General features: G+C 69.9%; 14 protein-coding genes. 3 read left to right on the forward strand and 11 right to left on the reverse strand.

Annotated elements, in window-relative coordinates:
- Positions 1-50 precede the first annotated feature (50 nt).
- The 3 genes from ABI214_RS01455 to ABI214_RS01465 all read right to left on the reverse strand — a co-directional run bounded on the left by ABI214_RS01455 (position 51) and on the right by ABI214_RS01465 (position 6,916).
- Positions 51-2,663, reverse strand: a complete 2,613-nt coding sequence (locus ABI214_RS01455) for a helix-turn-helix transcriptional regulator (RefSeq protein ID WP_348605443.1) — start codon at positions 2,661-2,663, stop codon at positions 51-53.
- Positions 2,664-2,840: 177 nt separating this feature from the next.
- Complete coding sequence (locus ABI214_RS01460; RefSeq protein ID WP_348605444.1) at positions 2,841-4,589, reverse strand: substrate-binding domain-containing protein; 1,749 nt, start codon at positions 4,587-4,589, stop codon at positions 2,841-2,843.
- Positions 4,590-4,732: 143 nt separating this feature from the next.
- Positions 4,733-6,916: a malate synthase G gene (locus tag ABI214_RS01465; RefSeq protein WP_348605445.1), complete on the reverse strand. Its 2,184-nt coding sequence runs from the start codon at positions 6,914-6,916 to the stop codon at positions 4,733-4,735.
- A gap of 529 nt (positions 6,917-7,445) precedes the next feature.
- On the opposite strand from ABI214_RS01465, the gene ABI214_RS01470 reads away from it, so the two are divergent.
- Together ABI214_RS01470 and ABI214_RS01475 are read left to right on the forward strand one after the other, a co-directional pair.
- Complete coding sequence (locus ABI214_RS01470) at positions 7,446-7,811, forward strand: iron chaperone (RefSeq protein WP_348605446.1); 366 nt, start codon at positions 7,446-7,448, stop codon at positions 7,809-7,811.
- Positions 7,812-7,953: 142 nt separating this feature from the next.
- Positions 7,954-8,310, forward strand: coding sequence for a VOC family protein (locus ABI214_RS01475; RefSeq protein WP_348605447.1), 357 nt, complete (start codon positions 7,954-7,956; stop codon positions 8,308-8,310).
- 51 nt (positions 8,311-8,361) lie between these two features.
- On the opposite strand, the gene ABI214_RS01480 is transcribed toward ABI214_RS01475, so the two are convergent.
- Positions 8,362-8,838: a hypothetical protein gene (locus tag ABI214_RS01480; protein WP_348605448.1), complete on the reverse strand. Its 477-nt coding sequence runs from the start codon at positions 8,836-8,838 to the stop codon at positions 8,362-8,364.
- Positions 8,839-8,947: 109 nt separating this feature from the next.
- Here ABI214_RS01480 and ABI214_RS01485 point away from each other — a divergent pair, with 109 nt between their 5' ends.
- Entirely contained in the window at positions 8,948-9,997 is a 1,050-nt protein-coding gene (locus tag ABI214_RS01485) for a lipoate--protein ligase family protein (protein WP_348605449.1), read from the forward strand.
- 81 nt (positions 9,998-10,078) lie between these two features.
- Here ABI214_RS01485 and ABI214_RS01490 read toward each other — a convergent pair whose 3' ends face one another.
- From ABI214_RS01490 to ABI214_RS01520, 7 genes are all read right to left on the reverse strand, one after another.
- Positions 10,079-10,597: a hypothetical protein gene (locus ABI214_RS01490; protein ID WP_348605450.1), complete on the reverse strand. Its 519-nt coding sequence runs from the start codon at positions 10,595-10,597 to the stop codon at positions 10,079-10,081.
- Positions 10,598-10,773: 176 nt separating this feature from the next.
- Positions 10,774-11,643 carry a 3-methyladenine DNA glycosylase gene (locus tag ABI214_RS01495; RefSeq protein WP_348605451.1) on the reverse strand — a complete coding sequence of 290 codons (870 nt, stop codon included), beginning with the start codon at positions 11,641-11,643 and terminating at the stop codon, positions 10,774-10,776.
- 5 nt (positions 11,644-11,648) lie between these two features.
- Positions 11,649-12,737 carry a hemolysin family protein gene (locus ABI214_RS01500; protein ID WP_348605452.1) on the reverse strand — a complete coding sequence of 363 codons (1,089 nt, stop codon included), beginning with the start codon at positions 12,735-12,737 and terminating at the stop codon, positions 11,649-11,651.
- On the reverse strand, positions 12,730-14,100 hold the full coding sequence (locus ABI214_RS01505; protein ID WP_348605453.1) for a hemolysin family protein: 1,371 nt from the start codon (positions 14,098-14,100) through the stop codon (positions 12,730-12,732). Before ABI214_RS01505 ends, ABI214_RS01500 begins: the two co-directional genes overlap by 8 nt.
- Before the next feature lie 294 nt (positions 14,101-14,394).
- On the reverse strand, positions 14,395-15,831 hold the full coding sequence (locus ABI214_RS01510) for a GuaB1 family IMP dehydrogenase-related protein (RefSeq protein WP_348605454.1): 1,437 nt from the start codon (positions 15,829-15,831) through the stop codon (positions 14,395-14,397).
- A 40-nt stretch (positions 15,832-15,871) separates the two neighbouring features.
- Positions 15,872-16,927, reverse strand: coding sequence for a pirin family protein (locus ABI214_RS01515; RefSeq protein WP_348605455.1), 1,056 nt, complete (start codon positions 16,925-16,927; stop codon positions 15,872-15,874).
- A gap of 80 nt (positions 16,928-17,007) precedes the next feature.
- Complete coding sequence (locus tag ABI214_RS01520; protein ID WP_348605456.1) at positions 17,008-17,883, reverse strand: DMT family transporter; 876 nt, start codon at positions 17,881-17,883, stop codon at positions 17,008-17,010.
- Positions 17,884-17,885 lie beyond the last annotated feature (2 nt).

Genomic DNA, 17,885 nt, shown 5'->3' on the forward strand with positions numbered 1-17,885 from the left:
ACTCGGTACGGGACGGAACATATGGGAAACCGGAAACCCGGGGCGGTGCGTTACCAACCAGACTCTCGTTCTCGAGGTATCGAGTCCGCATGATCTCTCATGGGGAGGAGCCCGAACTCGCGGGCGACGGCGAGCGCCTCCCGCCTCGAGTGCGCGCCGAGCTTGCGGTAGAGGGAGGTCCGCTGCGTTTTGACGGTGGAGAGCGAGACGAAGAGTTCCTGGGCGATGGCCGGGGCGCTGAGGCCATCGGCGAGCCTGTCGAGGACGGCCTTCTCGCGTTCTGTCAGCTCGGGGCGGTGCAGGGCCGACGGATACTGGTCGGTGAACTCCGAGGCGAGATAGTCGGCCGCCGTTTCCGACGGTACGGCCGCCGACTCCTCGAGCGCGATGACGAGATCGTGCGGGACACCGGCAAAAGCTGCTCGGATGCCGGTACGGTCGGCCAGTTCGCACGCGCGCCGCCACAGTTGGGTCGCGCGATCGACTCTGCCGAGTGCGTGCTGGGCCGCGGTCTCGATGAGGAGCGCCTCGAGATGTGAACGGGTGAAGGGGGTGCCGAGCCAGTCGTACCGGCGGCAGGTGGTGATCGCGGAATGGTGGTTACCGGTGATCAGGTGGGTCCGTGCCACCGCCACGACCGACCACGGGGTGTCGCTGGGTGTGCGTGCCGCGAGCAGACAGGCGCGACTGCCGGACCCCGCCGCGAGGTGCGCCTCGATCTCGACGGCGGTGAGCAGGGATCGGACGAATCCACTCTCGGCGCGTTGCCGCTTGTCGGCGACCGCGGCGAGAGTCGTGAGCGCGCGGGAGGGATGGCCGGCCGCGACGGCGTGGCGGCAGCGTGCGTACACGACGAAGGGCCACAGCTCGGCGACCACCGGGAGCGGGTCGAGCTGGTCGAGAGCGGCTTGTGCCGTTGCGAAGTCGAGTCGGTCGAGTGCGGTCAGCGCCCTGGCGGTGAGCCCACCGATCCGGATCAGCGGTTCCACGGCGTCGTCGGCCGGGGGATGCGCCCGCTCGAGGTCGAGCCATTCGCTGACGCGTTCCGGCTCGCCCGCCAGTGCCCAATTGAGGGCCGAGTTCCCGGCCGCGTTGCGGGCGATGTAGGCGAGTCGTCGGGCACTGCCCTGCAGGTAGGCCAGGCGCAGCACCTCAGTCGATTCGGTGAAATCGCCGGCCAACTGGAACGTCAGCCCCCATTGCATTCGGAGGAACGGGAGGATCTCGGAGAGATCGTCGGCGCGCGTCACCAGGACCTCGCTGACGACGCGGCGGATCTGCCGGGTCAGATCGGCCGAAGCGTCGTACCGTCCGGCGAGACGCAGCATCAGCGTCTGGTGCGTGACGATGCCGACCGTCTTACCGACGTCGTCGGCGGAGGCGAGCTGTCGCAGTTCTTCGAGATCGTGCGCCTGGGTGCCCGCCCGGACGTCACCGTCCAGGCTGGCGACGAGTTCCTGTGCTTCCCGGAATCCCGGGTTGGTGTCGAAGACGTGTTCGGGGAGCATGAGGAGCACGTCGCGGAGCAGGTCGAGATGCGCGCCGACGAGTCCGATCCAGTGTTCCTCGACGAGTTCGACGGTCAGGGGCCAGTTCTCGGCCTCCATCGCGCACCGAACCGCGGCGGCGTATTCCCTCCGGCCGCGGTGGTGCAGCGCGAGCCGTGTCGACCGGGCGGCGGGATCCATCCTCTCCGCGCGCTGGATCGAGCGAAGCTCACGCCGAGCGGCGCCCGGGATCTGCCACTGCGGACCGCTCGTGGTCTCGCGGTAGTCCGCGACGCCGGAAGCCTCGAGGGCCGCCAGATGGCGGGCTGCACCGGTCCCGGATCCCAGGAATTGCGCTGTCTCGACACTGATGGTGTGCGCGGTCGCGGTGCTGACGAGGAAGTCGCGGTGCGCGACGACGTCGGGTGCGGCGAGGACGGTGGTGCGCACGTGGTCGGAGATCGACTCGGCGAGCCGGCCTTCCAGGAGTGGTAGTCGGTCCACCGGCGACGGCAGGCCGTCGGTGACGGCGCGCGCGATCTCGACGAGCGACCACATCCCGCCGGTCAGGCGGTGGACGAGATCGAGTTCGTCCGAGTGCACGGTGATCCCGCCGGCCGCGAAGAGGCCGCGAAGTTCGGTACGCCGCAGGAGCAGATCGTCGCCGCCCAGCAGGTCGTGCGTCGGATCCAGTGCGAACGGGTCACCGAAGAGCGTCCGACCGACGACCGTCACGACGACGCGGACCTGATCGCAGCACTCGACGAGGTCGAGGATCTGTTCCTCGATCCCCGGGTCTGTGACGTGATCGATCCGCTCGAGCGCCAGCCTGACGGGGGAGCCGGTCCGGATCAGGTCGTCCCGGATCGCGGGATACGTCGTGGCGTCGATCGGTGTGGTCGACAGTGCGCCGGCAGCCGCGAGACGTTCGGCGACCAGCCGCCAGAACCGCTCGGACCCGATTCCGGCGGGCGGCGGAGGGACCAGGACGCCGGTGTACCCGGCCGCGTCGGCGGAGCGCACCCACTCGGCTGCGAGCGCCGACTTGCCGAAGCCGTGTGGCGACCGGATGACGGTGAACGGGTTGTCACGACCTAGTCGCGCGGACAGTCGTAAGGGGGGTCGTGCCGCCATCTGGGTGTGGCAGGACTCGAGGCCGCTTCGGGGCTCGATCATCGCTCCTCAGGTACGCGGTGAGCGCGCGGCGACGGTCGGTCACGATCGCATGCTCGGATAGTCAAAGAATCAATTGCATATTCGATCCAAGCCGGGACGGACAGTGTTGGGCAACTTGTCGGTAAAACTTCACCCTCCATGTCACCCATCGCGCCGACGCGGCGGGCTCGCCCGGTGCTACCCGAGCACCCGTCCGAACGCATCACCGAGTGCCGGACCCTGTGTCGACGGCACCGCGACGAACGTCCCGCCGCTCTGGTCGGCCATCGACTGCAGGGTCGACTGGTCACTGTTCTCGCCGATCGAGATCACATCCACGCGCACCGGGTGGGGAGAGTTGCTCAGGGCGCTCGTCAGTTGCCGTTTCGTGGTGGAGGTGTCGTCGTTGGGTCCGTCGGTGACGAGTAGGACCGAGTTGGGTCGCCCGTCGATGAAACCGTCGACCGCGCTCTTGTGCGCGGCGATCACCGACGCGTAGGTCGACGTCGCGGTGGCCGGGCGCAGCGACTGCAGCGCGGTGGCGATCCGCTGGCGGCGATCACCGTCGGACAGCGGTCCGGTCGGGACCTTCACCACGTAGGGCTTGGTGCCGTCGAGGCCGCGGCTGTACACCCACAGCCCGACGTCGGAGGATTCCGGCAGCGCCGCGAGCCGCGCGGACAGGGCGTCGACGGTGTTGCTCAGCCGGGTGGCGGTGCCGTCGGTGTTGCCCATGGAACCGGAGATGTCGAGCAGGATCGTCGTGGCCTGCGGGACGGCGGGATTGGCGAACGTCTGCGCCAGACGGGCGGCCGCCGGCCCCGTCGCGGGGGCGAGCGTCCGCCCGAGTGGCGGAATCGGGGTGCGGTCGGTCGCGGGCGGGGTCTTGGAGTCCACCCGGAACCCCGCGTCGACGAGGTGTTGCGCCTGATCCGGTTGGCGCACGAAGTCCACGAACTGGGCCGCCGCGCGGCTGAGGGTCTCGTCCACCCACGGCGTCGCGAGGATGGCCGCCGGGTGGTCGGCGACGGGCGTGACGCCGGCGGGGGCGAAGGCGGTGAGACCGGACGCCGCGTTCCCGGCCGCATAGATCTGCTGCTCGGTGGCCGGGACGGCGTGGAAGGAACCGGCCGACGGGCTCGTCTGACCCGCGAGCGCGCTGATGGCGTCGGCCGCGGATGCGGGTGCGCCGTCGATGGCCTTGTTGCCGGTCGCGAGCGCGGAGATCGCTGTGGTGACCGCCGGTGATGCCGCCTGTGCCTCGTCGAGCGGTCCGGTTCCGGCATCTGCGGTCGCCGCGGCGACGGCGTCGAGCGCCTGACCGGTGGGGGAGTCGGCCGGCAGCGCGAGCTTCAGGCTGCCCCAGCCGGTGAGCCCGAGTCCCTTCAGCGAATCCGGCGAGGACTGCAGCGTCGGCAGGCTCTGCCATCCGGTACTGGACGCGTCGAGAGCGAGGCCGAGTTCGGCCGGGACCGCGAGCACCACCGGGCTGGTCGCGATCGGCTTGGGCCGGCCGTCGATCACCCCGGGCACGGTCGAGAGGCGTTCGGTGGAGGCGCTGCTCGACGGGATCCACAGCGCGGGCGCCGGACCGAGGGTCTCGTTCCACGGTCCGCGGGGGGCGGCGGCGAGCGCCTCGGCGATCGACCCGGACGCGCCGTCGGTGACGGTCGCCGTCACGCAGTGATCCCGCACGACCGGGTGCGTCTCGTTGAAGCGGGCCGCGAATTCCCGGACCTGCGGCGCGATGTCGGGGTCGGCGGTCACGTGCAGGACGGCGTCGCCCTCGACGCACGCCCCGGCGGCTGCGGTGCCCTCGCTGCTCGCGTGGTCCCGCAACTGGAACCAGCCGACGACGCCGAGCGCGAGAACGATCACGGACACCAACGCGATGATCGGTCCCTTGCTGACGCCGCGGGCGCGCCGATCACTGCGATGCTGACCCACGTGGAAACCGCCTTGCCTTCTACCCCGTCGGACCGGCGCCGGACCGGCCCTGACCCACGCAGTCTAGTGACGAATACGGACATCTCGACGCACGCGGCCCCGGCGCCTGTGACGGTGCCGGGGCCGGGAGCGCAGCGCGAGGATCAGGCGTTGGCGGCCTTGTACTCGCGACGACGGCGGTGCAGGATCGGCTCGGTGTAGCCGCTCGGCTGCTTGGTGCCCTCGAGGATCAGCTCCTTGGCCGCCTGGAAGGCGATGTTGGAGTCGAAGTTCGGGGCCATCGGGCGATACGTGGCGTCACCCTCGTTCTGGCGGTCGACGACCGGCGCCATCCGCTCGAGGCTCGCGACGATGTCGGCCTCGGACACGATGCCGTGGCGCATCCAGTTGGCCAGCAGCTGGCTCGAGATGCGCAGCGTCGCCCGGTCCTCCATGAGCGCGACGTCGTGGATGTCGGGCACCTTGGAGCAGCCGACGCCCGCGTCGATCCAACGCACCACGTAGCCGAGGATCGACTGGCAGTTGTTGTCGAGTTCCTGCTGCTTCTCCGCGTCGGACCAGTCGGTGCTGGGGGCGAGCGGGATCGTGAGGATCTCGTCGATCGTCGCGCGCGGCTTGCCCTTCAGCTGGTCCTGGACCGCGAACACGTCCACCTGGTGGTAGTGGGTGGCGTGCAGGGTCGCGCCCGTCGGCGACGGCACCCACGCGGTGTTGGCGCCCGACTTGGGGTGCCCGATCTTCTGTTCGAGCATGTCGGCCATCAGGTCGGTCATGGCCCACATGCCCTTGCCGATCTGCGCCTTGCCCTGCAGTCCCGTCGCGAGGCCGGTGTCGACGTTCCAGTCTTCGTACGCCGAGATCCACGTCTGCTTCTTCATGTCGGCCTTGCGGACCATCGCGCCGGCCTCCATCGAGGTGTGGATCTCGTCGCCGGTGCGGTCGAGGAAGCCGGTGTTGATGAACACCACCCGCTGGTCCGCTTCCTTGATGCAGGCCGCGAGGTTGACGGTGGTGCGCCGCTCCTCGTCCATGATGCCGACCTTGAGGGTGTTCGCGGGCAGGCCGAGAACCTCCTCGACGCGGCCGAACAGCTCGGTCGTGAACGCGACCTCCTCGGGGCCGTGCTGCTTGGGCTTGACGATGTAGATCGAGCCGGTGCGCGAGTTGTTCAGCGGGCCGTGCTCGGCGTCGATGCTCAGGCCGTGGATCGCGCACGCGCTGGTGATCAGGGCGTCGAGGATGCCCTCGGGCAGCTCGTTGCCGTCGGCGTCGAGGATCGCCGGGTTGGTCATCAGGTGACCGACGTTGCGGACGAACAGCAGCGAGCGGCCGTGCAGCGACAGCTCGTCACCGTCCGGGGTGGTGTAGGTGCGGTCGCCGTTGAGCGTGCGGGTGACGGTCTTGCCGCCCTTGGCGAACGACTCGGACAGGTCACCGCGGTTGAGGCCCAGCCAGTTGCGGTACCCGCCGACCTTGTCGTCCGCGTCGACCGCGGCGACGGAGTCCTCGAAGTCCATGATCGTGGTGATCGCGGACTCGAGCACGACGTCCTTGACGCCGGCGCCGTCGGTGCGGCCGATCGGCGAGCTGGGGTCGATCTCGATCTCGATGTGCAGGCCGTGGTTGCGCAGCAGCACCGACGTCGGGGAGTCCTTGTCGCCGAGGTAGCCGACGAACTTCTCCGGTTGCGCGAGCCCGGTGACGACCTCACCGCCGAGTTCGACGGCCAGCTTGTCGTCGAACACGAAGTAGCGGGTGGCTTCCGCGTGCGAGCCCTTGGCCAGCGGTGCAGCGGTGTCGAGGAAGTTGCGGGCCCACGCGATGACCTTGTCGCCGCGAACCTTGTTGTAGCCCGTACCCTTCTCGGCTCCGCCTTCTTCGGAGATCGCGTCGGTGCCGTACAGCGCGTCGTACAGCGAGCCCCAGCGGGCGTTGGACGCGTTGAGCGCGAAGCGTGCGTTGAGGACCGGGACCACCAGCTGGGGCCCGGCGGTGGTGGCGATCTCGGCGTCGACGTTCTCGGTCGCGACCTGGAACGGAGCCGGCTCGGGGAGCAGGTAACCGATGTCCTGCAGGAACTGCTTGTACTCGGCGGCGTCGATCGGCTTGCCCGCACGCTCGCGATGCCAGGTGTCGATCTGCGCCTGCAGGTCGTCACGCTTGGCGAGGAGTGCCTTGTTCTTCGGGGCCAGGTCGGCGAAGACCTTGCCCGCACCCTCCCAGAAAGCCTCGGCGCTGACGCCGGTGCCCGGAAGAGCCTCATCGTTCACGAAGTCGTAGAGAACCTTGGCGACCTGAAGACCACCGACCTGCACGCGTTCAGTCATTGAACTGCCTCACTTTTCCGGTACCAGCGGCGCCTCGGGCCACGGCCACTGTCAGGGCACATGCGGGGACGCCGAACGGGACGACAACAATGTTACCCGGCGGTAGCTTCCGGAGTAGATCAGTCCGGTGCGGCTGCCAGGGCATCGACGAATACAGCTTCAGGAGCTGAGGCGCGTGAGGTGGGCGCCGACTGCGGTGGGACGAACGGTGCGCGTCCGAATGCAGACTCGATCATGAAAGGCGAGTTGGCCGATCGTGCACAGATGATACTGGCCGGTCACTGTCGCCGTGCGACGGCATGTGCGCTTGCCGACGACGCCGCGACGAGCGGCGTCGGGTACGCGGTGAGCGGTGCGGTTATCCAAGCGGGTCTCGGGCGGCGTACTCGAACAGGCTGACCTGATCTAGCCGTTCGATGCGGTTCGGCAATTGTCTGCTCTGCGTCCTCTCGCGCTGCCTGGTTCGCCTTCAGCGCAACCAGCGGTTGAAATCTTGCTCGAGGTCGCGAATGCGACATAGCTTTTCGGAATGGTGCACAGTGCTGCGAACGATGTAGACGACTACCTGGCCGAGGTGCCCGATGAACGTAGAGCCGCCCTGGCTGAGCTGCGGCACCTGTGTGTCCAAGAGCTGACGGGCTTCACAGAGGTCATGGCATACGGAATGCCTACGTATGAGCGGGACGGTGTCGCGGAGATCGCCTTCGCCAGCCAGAAGCAGTACATCTCGTTCTATCTGATGCGCAGTGATGTGCGTGAGGCGTTCACCGAACAGCTGGCGGGACACAACATGGGCAAGGGGTGCCTGCGGTTCCGCAGGCCTCAGGCCATCGACTTCGGTCTGCTACGCGATCTGCTGCGAGCAACGGCGGCCCGGCCCGGGACGGTCTGCTGACACCCCGCCTGGCGGAGTCGTCACCCCGCGCGCTGCACGGTTCACCCGTGGTGTCGGGGCGACGCGAATGCCGTCGCTGTTGACGCGGCGTCGTCCGTGACGTTTCGTGTGAGGCGAAGTTGATCAAGTATAGGAGGTACACGTGAGCGACTACGACGCCAAGATGATCATGCTGTCGGTCGAGAACCTGGACGAGGCCCTCGAGTTCTACACCGGGACCCTCGGAATGACGCTGAAGTTCCGGGACGGCGCGCACTTCGCCGCCCTCGACGGGGGATCGGTGACGATCGCGCTCGCGACGGCCGTCGACCACCCGATCCCTGGCAAGGTGGTCGTCGGCATCAAGACCGCCGACGTCGACGCCGCGGCGAAGGCGATCGAGGAGGGTGGCGGTGCCATCGTGAAGGGCCCGTACGACGACGCCCACGAGCGCCGCGCGGTGGTCTACGACAACAACGGCAACGGCCTGGTCTTCTACAGCCCGCTCGCCCGCAAGTGATCGAGTGACGGTGACGGCCCGCGGCGTGCGACGCGGCGGGCCGCCACCGCGCTATCCCTGCTGCTGGGCTGCGGCCGCGGTGAGCTGCTCGGCCGCAGCGCCGAGGTCGACGCCGTCCTCGGCGAGGGCGGGCACCAGCAGATCCATGCACTTGCCCAGCAGCACCACCAGCAGCACGCGCAGGGCACTGATGTCGGCTGCGACGCGGGCGCGGTCGGTGCTCACACACAACAGCCGTGAGTACGCCTGCTCGACCATCTGCCACTCGCCGAGCAGACCCTCGACCAGCAACTGCGCCCGGACGACCGGCGCGGCCGCCGGGTACAACGACTCCTCGGCGGCCTTGTGCCACGGACGCAGCGTGAACTCGGCGAAGTCGACGACAGCACGGTGCGCGGCCTCGAACTCGGCATCGCCGGCGCCGATAGTCCGGAACACGTCCCGCTCCAGTCCCGCGATGTGGCCGAGCAGGTCGAACATCGTCGCCTGCAGGTCTGCGACCGCGTCATGATTCGTCGTGCCGGTCATCGATTGCCCTCTCGTACTGCGGTTTCGGCGGATCCGCCGTCGGACTCACCCTAGGGGCCGGGGGTTCCCGCACGGCGGCCGTGTCCCGGCCACCGATACGCTTGCCGTCGTGCGTGGTGAGTACAAGGTTCCCGGTGGCAAGCTCGTGATCGTCGACGTCGAGGTGGAGGACGCGCGCCTGTCGCGGGTGTCGCTGTCCGGTGACTTCTTCCTCGAACCGGACGACGCACTCGACGACATCACGGCCGCGGTGACCGGCATGCCGGCCACGGCCGAGGCCGCTCAGCTCGGCCGGGCGATCTCGGAGAAGATCGGCGACGAGGTCTCGATGATCGGCTTCACCCCCGAATCGGTCGGTATCGCGATTCGCCGCGCGCTCGGTCACGCGACCAGCTGGCACGACCACACCTTCGACGTCATCGAACCAGTGGTGCTCGACCCGGCGATGCACGTCGCGCTGGACGAGGTGATCACCCGCGAGGTGGCCACCGGGGAGCGCCGCCCGACGCTGCGGTTCTGGGACTGGGATTCGCCGCTCGTGGTGCTCGGGTCGTTTCAGTCGGTGCGCAACGAGGTGGACGAGGAGGCGGCGGCCCGGCACGGGATCGGCGTCGTCCGGCGCATCTCCGGCGGCGGCGCGATGTTCATGGAGCCCGGCAACTGCATCACCTACTCGCTGTCGGTGCCCACCTCGCTGGTCGACGGGCTGAGCTTCGAGCGTTCGTACGAGTTCCTGGACCAGTGGGTGATGGGCGCCCTCGCCGACGTCGGCATCAAGGCCCGCTACGTGCCGCTCAACGACATCGCCTCCGAGCAGGGCAAGATCGCCGGCGCCGCGCAGAAGCGGTTCGCTGCCGGCGCGGTGGTGCACCACGTGACGATGGCCTACGACATCGACGCCGACAAGATGACCGACGTGCTGCGCATCGGGCGGGAGAAGATCTCCGACAAGGGCATCACCAGCTCCGGCAAGCGGGTCGACCCGATGCGCTCACAGACCGGCATGGCCCGCGCCGACATCATCGCCGCCTTCCTCGCGCACTTCCGCGCCCGCTACGACACCGTCACCAGTGCCTACACCGACGACGAACTGGTCGCCGCGCGCAAGCTGGTCGACACCAAGTTCGCCAACCCGGAGTGGACCTACCGCGTGCCGTGACGGCAGTGCCGCCCGCAAAATGACCTCCCGCACGCGCAATCGCGTGTGCGGGAGGTCATTTCGGGCGCGGGAGTGGTTCGACTACGACAGCGACCCGACGCGGCCTTCGGCGTTGTGCTGATGGGCGAGGTCGGCGCCTGCTTGGCGGCCGAGTTCGGCGCCCACGGAGCCGCCGGCGGCCATACCGACGATCGTGGCGGCGGCCTCCCCACCGATCGCGGCGCCGAACATCACCGGGTTGAGGACGAGAGCCCCGGCTGTAATGGCGGTGGCCGGTAGGGCAGCCAATGATCCGCCCACGGCGATGCCGGTGAGACCGCCGAAGTGCCGGCCCATGTTGCTGTAGTCGGCGATCCGCTGCTCGGGAGCGGGCGCGTAGCCCGGCGCGAGCGGCTTGTACGGCTGGACGCTCAGGTCGTACGGGTTCCACAGCGGCGGGACCTGGACCTGCGGGATGTCGGGCAGCCCCGGGATGTTCGCGGATCCGGTGTCCTGCGCGTGGGCGGTGCCGGTGGATGCGGCGGCGATCGCGATGGGCAGTGCGCCGGCGATGACGGCGCGTCGCGCCCAGTTGCTCTGCTTCGCAGCATGGCGAGCCATGGGAATTCCCCCTGAATTCGGTGCCGCGTGGGACGCGGCGATGGTGTGCATCGGCGTCCCGTGCGGGCGCCGCAGGCTGCGGTGACGCGCGAGATTTGCGTGAAATGTCCCCCCAGACCGGGGAGTACGTTAACGCGCCGACGCGCGAATCGTGAAATCGCCTGGTGCCGTGCGTATCAGGCGGACAGCAAGGTTCGGCACCGCTCGAGCAGCAGTGCCCGCAGCTCCGCCGCCCGCTCCGACAGCGCCACCTGCTCGCGTACGTAGTCGGCGCGGCCCTGTGGGGTCTCGATCCGGACGGGTTCGTATCCGTAGTCGGCGAGGTCGTAGGGGCTGGCCTTCATGTCCAGCTCCCGGGCCCGCGTTGCCAGGCGGAAACAGTCGATGACCAACTCGGATTCGACGAGCGGGCCGAGTTTGGTGGCCCACTTGTACAGGTCCATGCCCGTGTGCAGGCAGCCCGGCTGCTCGCGCGCGACCTGCTCGTCGCGCGAGAGCGGTGTCTCGTTGCGGGGGACCGCGTCCGGGGTGAAGAACCGGAAGGCGTCGAAGTGCGTGCAGCGCAACTGCATCGACTCGACCACCTCGTCGGTGCCCGCGTGCCCGAGCCGCAGCGCTACCTGCGAGTGCCGCACCGCCTCCTCGCCGCCGCGGTACACCATCGCCCACTCGTGCAGGCCGAAGCAGCTCAGGTGCGGGCGCCGGGACGCGGTCGCGGACAGCAGCGCCGCGACGAACTCGACCGTCGAGCGTCGGCGTTCGAGCACGTCGGGGGAGACGCTGACGCCGTCGGCGGTGGCGTGGTAGCCGGCGTACTTCAGGTAGTCCTTCGCGGCGGTGCCGGCCAGCGTGTTCCCGAAGCCGGGATGCCAGCGGCGCAGGAGGTTCGGCCGGACGCTGTAGTACGTGAACAGGAAGTCGTGCACCGGATGGCTGACCCCGGCCGCGCGGCGCTCCAGGTGGGGCCCGACGAGAGCCGCCACCGCATCGCGGTGGCGGTCTCGTCGGGCAGTCCACACCTCTTCCGGCAGGACTGCCGAATTCACTACTCTCAGCTCGCCTTCTGACCGGGGACGACGTCGTCGATCCGGTGGGTGCCGTCGCGCACGGTGCCGACGAACTCCTCGACCAGATCCTCGAGCGCGACGATACCGATCACCGCGCCGGACGCGTCGACCACCGCCCCCAGATGGGAGCTGGCGCGGCGCAGACCCGCCAGGGCGTCGTCGAGCGGCAACGCGACCGAGATCCGCGGCAGGCGCCGGATGTCCGAGCGCGGGATCACCGTCTCGGGCCCCGCGGACTCGTCGGCCACCCGGTCCAGCACGTCCTTCAGGTGCAGGTAGCCGACCAGGGAGCCGTCGGCGTCCCGCACCGGGTACCGCGAGTAGCCGGTCTTGATGACCGCCTGCTCGACCGCTCCGAGTGTGGTGCCGGCGCCGGTGAGCGGCACGGTGCGCACCTTGTCCGACGGGATCATGACGTCGGCGACGGTGCGGCCCTCGGTCTCGAGCGCCTGGGTGAGGCGCCGGTGCTCCTCCTCGTCGATCAGGCCCTCCGTGTGGGATTCGCCGATCATCTCGGACAGCTCCAGCGCGGACACCGTCGCGTCCAGCTCGTCCTTGGGTTCGACGCGCAGCAGCCTGAGAATGCCGTTGGCGCTGAAGTTGTAGAACGAGATGAGCGGGCGGGCCAGCTTGATGAACGCCAGATGGGCCGGAACCAGCAGCATCGCGGACTTCTCCGGCCCGGCGATCGCGATGTTCTTCGGGACCATCTCACCGAGCAGGATGTGCAGCACCACGACCAGCGACAACGCGATCGTGAACGCGATCGGATGCAGTGCGCTGTCGGGGACGCCGAGCAGGTCCATCGGCTTCTCGATGAGGTGCGCGATCGCCGGCTCGCCGACCTTGCCGAGCAGGATCGAGCAGATCGTGATGCCCAACTGCGCGCCGGCCAGCATCAGCGACAGGTGCTCGCCCGCCTTGATGACGGTGGCGGCACGCTTCTTGCCCTGCGCGTGCAGCGCCTCGAGCCGGTCACGCCGCGCGGTGATGAGCGCGAATTCGGCGCCGACGAAGAATGCGTTACCCGCCAGCAGCACGACGGTGAGCAGCACACCGAACAGGTCACCCACGGCCGGACTCCTCTCGGGTCGCGCCGATCGCCGGGACCGGGGTCAGCAACACCCGGTCGATGCGGCGGCCGTCCATCGTCAGCACCCGGGCGATCCAGCCGCGGCCGTCGGGGCCCATCGGGTTGCCGTTCGCGTCGGGCAGGGGCACCTCGTCGCCCTCGACCGGGATCCGACCCAGGCAGGTGAGGACCAGGCCGCCGAGCGTGTCGTACTCGCCCTCGGGGGCGGTGTAGCCGGTGGCCCGGGTGATCTCGTCGGTGCGCAGCAGGCCCGAGCAGGACCAGCTGTGGCCCACCCGCTGGACGTCGATCTCGGGTTCGTCGTGCTCGTCGCGGACGTCGCCGAGGATCTCCTCGATCAGGTCCTCCATCGTCACGATGCCGGCGGTGCCGCCGTACTCGTCGACGACGAGCGCGACCTGCATGCCGTCGGCACGCACCTGTTCCATCACCGCGTCACCGTCGAGGGTCGACGGCACCACGGGCACCACCTGCGCGAGCGAGTCGAGCCGGGTGGTGGCCCGGCGTGCGGCCGGGACCGTGAACGCGTGCTTGATGTGCACGACGCCGAGCGTGTTGTCGAGATCGCCGTCGACGATCGGGAATCGGGAGAAGCCCGTGCGCGACGCCGCCTCCATCAGGTCGGTGACGGTCGCGTCGGTGTCGAGCGATTCGATCTTCACCCGGGGGGTCATCAGTTCCTCGGCGCTCAGGTCGCCGAACCGCAGCGACCGGTTGACCAGCAGTGCGGTGCCCGCGTCGAGCGAGCCGCGCGCGGCGGACGTGGAGACCAGGGACCCGAGTTCCTGCGGGGACCGGGCCGAGCGCAGTTCCTCGGCCGGTTCGATGCCGAGGCGGCGGACCACCCAGTTCGCGGTGCCGTTGAGGCCGTTGATGGCCCACCTGAAGATCAGTGAGAAGCCGGCCTGCAGCCCGGCGGTGGCGCGGGCGGTGGGCAGCGGCTTGGAGATCGCCAGGTTCTTGGGGACCAGCTCACCGAAGATCATCGAGAACGACGTCGCGATGATCAGTGCCAACGCCAGCGAGATGCCGGCGGCCGTCGAGTCGGAGAGCCCGATGCCGGTCAGGATCGGGGTGATGAATCGGGCCAGCACCGGTTCCGCGAGGTAACCGGTGATCAGCGTCGTGATCGTGATGCCCAGCTGGGCGCCGGAGAGCTGGAAGGACAGCGTGCGGTGCGCGCGCTGGACCTGCCGCGCGCGCCGATCGCCGTCGCGCGCGTGGGCGTCGACGGTGCTGCGTTCGAGCGCGGTGAGGGAGAATTCTGCCGCCACGAAGAGGGCGGTGCCTGCGGTCAGGGCTACGAAGCCGACCAGGCTCAGGGCGGTCAGTGCGACGTTCATGTCAGCACCACCCACCCTGGACTACGGGGCCGCCGGGTTTGTCGCCCGGCTCGGTAGAGGAACCCTCCGAGGTCTCGGCACCGGCGGATTCGGAATCCGATCCCGGGGAGGTCGCTGCAGGGGGTGCGTCGGGGGGTGTGTGTATGGGTGCCTCGGGCACCGGAGTCCTCTCTGTCTGGCGGCGCATGTCTGTTCGTCCAACCGGAATTGCGCCGAGCGTATTTCCGGAAGGCGAGCCTCCACTGTACCGGCCGCCACCAAAACGGGATGAAACGGACATCCGGCGGGTGGCCGTCACCAGCCCGACGGCAGTGGGCGGCCCTCCGCGAACCCCGCGGCGGACTGCACCCCGATGACGGCCCGGTCGTGCAGCTCGTCGAGCGTGCGGGCGCCCGCGTAAGTGCACGTGCTGCGGACACCGGAGCAGATGTGGTCGAGCAGGTCCTCGACGCCGGGACGGGCCGGGTCGAGGCGCATCCGGGAACTCGAGATTCCCTCCTCGAACAGCGCCTTACGGGCCCGGTCGAACGCGGTGTCGTCGGCGGTGCGGGCCGCGACGGCGCGCTTGGACGCCATGCCGAAGCTTTCCTTGTACCGGTTGCCGTCCTGATCGATCCGCAGCTCGCCGGGCGACTCGTACGTGCCCGCGAACCAGGACCCGACCATCACGTTCGACGCCCCGGCCGCGAGCGCGAGCGCGACGTCACGCGGATGCCGGACGCCGCCGTCGGCCCACACGTGCGCGCCGAGTTCCCGCGCGGCGGCCGCGCACTCGGCGACGGCGGAGAACTGGGGGCGGCCCACGCCGGTCATCATGCGGGTGGTGCACATCGCGCCCGGCCCGACCCCGACCTTGACGATGTTGGCCCCGGCGTCGACGAGGTCGCGGGTGCCCCGCGCGGACACGACGTTGCCCGCGACCAGCGGGACGCCGAGGCCGAGCGCGGCAACGGACCGGACCGCGTCGATCATCCGCTGCTGGTGGCCGTGCGCGGTGTCGAGCACCAGCACGTCGGCGCCGGCGTCGGCGAGGGCCTTGGCCTTCGCGGCGATGTCGCCGCTGACGCCGACCGCGGCCGCGATCCGCAGCCGGCCGTGTGCGTCCACCGCGGGCGTGTAGATGCCGGCCCGGATCGCGCCGGTGCGGGTGAGTACACCGGCGAGCCGGCCGTCGTCGTCGACGATGACCGCCAGCGGATCGTGCCGCGACTCGAGCAGCGCGAACACCTCGCGGGGCGTGGCGGTCGCGGGTGCGGTCGCGAAGTCGCGCACGGCGACCGCGCCGACCCGGGTGAAGCGGTCGACGTCCGAGCACGACGCCTCGGTGAGCACGCCGACCGGGCGTCCGTGCTCGACGACGACCGCCGCGCGGTGGGCGCGCTTGTGCAGCAGCGTCATCGCGTCGGAGACCGCGTCCTCCGGGTCCAGGGTGATCGGGGTGTCGGCGACCAGGTGTCGGCTCTTGACGAATGCGACGGTCTCCGCGACCGCGTCCACCGGGACGTCCTGCGGGATGACGACCAGGCCGCCGCGGCGGGCGACGGTCTCGGCCATCCGGCGACCGGCGACGGCGGTCATGTTCGCGACCACGATCGGGATCGTGGTGCCCGAGCCGTCCGACGTCGCCAGGTTCACGTCGAAGCGGGACGCCACCTCGGTCCGGTTCGGGACCAGGAAGACGTCGTCGTAGGTGAGGTCGTACGGCGGGCGGTGCCCTTCGAGGAACTCCACGACGCCGAGGGTACTGCCCGCACCGGCGCTACGCCCGATATCAGGCGAGCGCGGGATCGGTGTCGTCGGCCGCCGAGTCCGGGCGGTCGAGCCGTCCGTCGCCGTAGCGGGCGAAGCGGCCGGTCTGCCGGGTGTAGACGGGGGCCTCCGTCGGCCACGGCCAGCCGCCGAACCGGGTGCGCCGGTAGTCGTCGTAGGCCATGGCGATCTCGCGTTCGGTGTTCATGACGAACGGGCCCTGCGCGGCGACCGGTTCACCGATCGGCACGCCCTGCAGCAGCAACACCGTCGACACGGTCTCGGCGCGCAGGGCCAGCGCACCGCTGTCGTCGGGTGCGTAGCCCCAGCCGGAGTCGACGGCGGTGCCGTCGATGTCGACGCGGGCCTCGTCGCCGTGGACGTAGAGCACACGCCGGGCGTCCGCGGCGACCGCCGCGGGGAGTTCGATCGCGGCACCCGGCTCGAGATCCACCAGCCAGATGGCGACGTCCGAATCCGCCTCGCCCGCCCACGAGTTGGCGGGCGGCGCCAGCGGGTCCCGGTCCCCGAAGCGGCCGGCGATCACCCGGACGCGCGCGGCGCCGAACCCGCCGTCGACCACGACGCCGGGGATGTCCTCGTTCCAGAGCATCGTGAACTCGGCCGGTGCGGACTTGTTGCGGGCCGGCAGGTTGAGCCAGATCTGGTACAGCTCGAAGTCGTTGTCTCCGTCCTGGTTCAACAGCGGGAACATCTCCGAGTGGCTGACACCGCCGCCGGCGGTCACCCACTGCACGTCGCCGCCGCCGTAGCGGGCGCCGGCGCCGGTGGAGTCCGCGTGGTCGACGAAGCCGCGCCGCACCACGGTGATCGTCTCGAAGCCGCGGTGCGGGTGCGCGGGAAAACCGGGCACGGTGGTGCCGTGGTACATGTTCCAGCCGGACGGGTTTCCGAAGTCCTGACCCAGCGGACGGTCGGACACGTCGACCGCGGGCGTCAGCTCCGGGGTGCCCGCCGGGTAGTGGTCGACGTGATGGACGGCGAACAGGAACGGATCCAGGCCCGGCCACGGGCCGCCGAGCCGGAAGACCTGCCCCGTACGGGTGGACGAGCTCATGATTCCTCCATGGCGTGTCGTTGAAAAATTGACTTCATTCTCGACCAGGGGAACGCCGGTGGGGTCGCCGGGCATTCCCGTCAGTCCGCGGCCGGTTCCGGCGCCGGGCGCCGCCCGGCCTGGTCGCGGGAGAGCGCGATGGTGGTGTAGACCATCACCGCGAGCGCGACGCCGACGAGTGCCACGGCCGGTCCCGACACCTGCAGTCGCTCGTCGAGCACGGTCATCCCGAGGAAGATCGCGATCACCGGTTCGCCGATCGTCATCGCCGGCAGCGACGCCGACAGCGGCCCCACCTGGAAGGCGCGCTGCTGCAGGTAGACGCCGACAATCCCGGCGGCGAGCAGCGCGTATGTCTGCCACGCGCCCAGCACCTCCGGCAGGCCCCGCTCGAACAGATCGGTGACGTACTTGGTGAACGCCACCGCGACGCCGTACAGTGCGCCGCTCGCCCCGCCGAGCAGCAGCGCCCGCCAACCGGCGTCGACCCGCTGCGACCACCCGATCAGCGTCGCGGCGACGGTGACGGCGACCACCGCGGTGAGCGGGATCGCCCACGCGCTCCACGGCGCGTCGACATTGCCCGCGGTGGGGTTGCCGACGACGAGGAACACCGCGAGCGACACGGTCAGCGCCCCGGCCAGCAGCCACGCGCTGCGGGTGAACCGGTAGCCGGAGAAGCGCGCCGACAGTGGCAGCGCGAACAGCAGCGCGGTCACCAGCAGCGGCTGCACCACCAGCACCGAACCCAGCGCGAGGGCCGCCACCTGCATGAGGTAGCCGCCGCCGTCGCCGAGCAGGCCGGCCCACCAGCGCGGGCTGCGGATCAGCGACGCGATCAGCGCCTGGTCTTCCGGGACCGCCGACGCGGCGCGCTGCTGCGCGACGGACGCGCACGCGAACAGGAACGCGGCGATCAGCGCGCACACGATCGAGGCGACGGGCAGCCCGGGCATGG

Origin of the sequence: Prescottella soli (assembly GCF_040024445.1) — a bacterium.
GTDB lineage: Bacteria > Actinomycetota > Actinomycetes > Mycobacteriales > Mycobacteriaceae > Prescottella > Prescottella soli.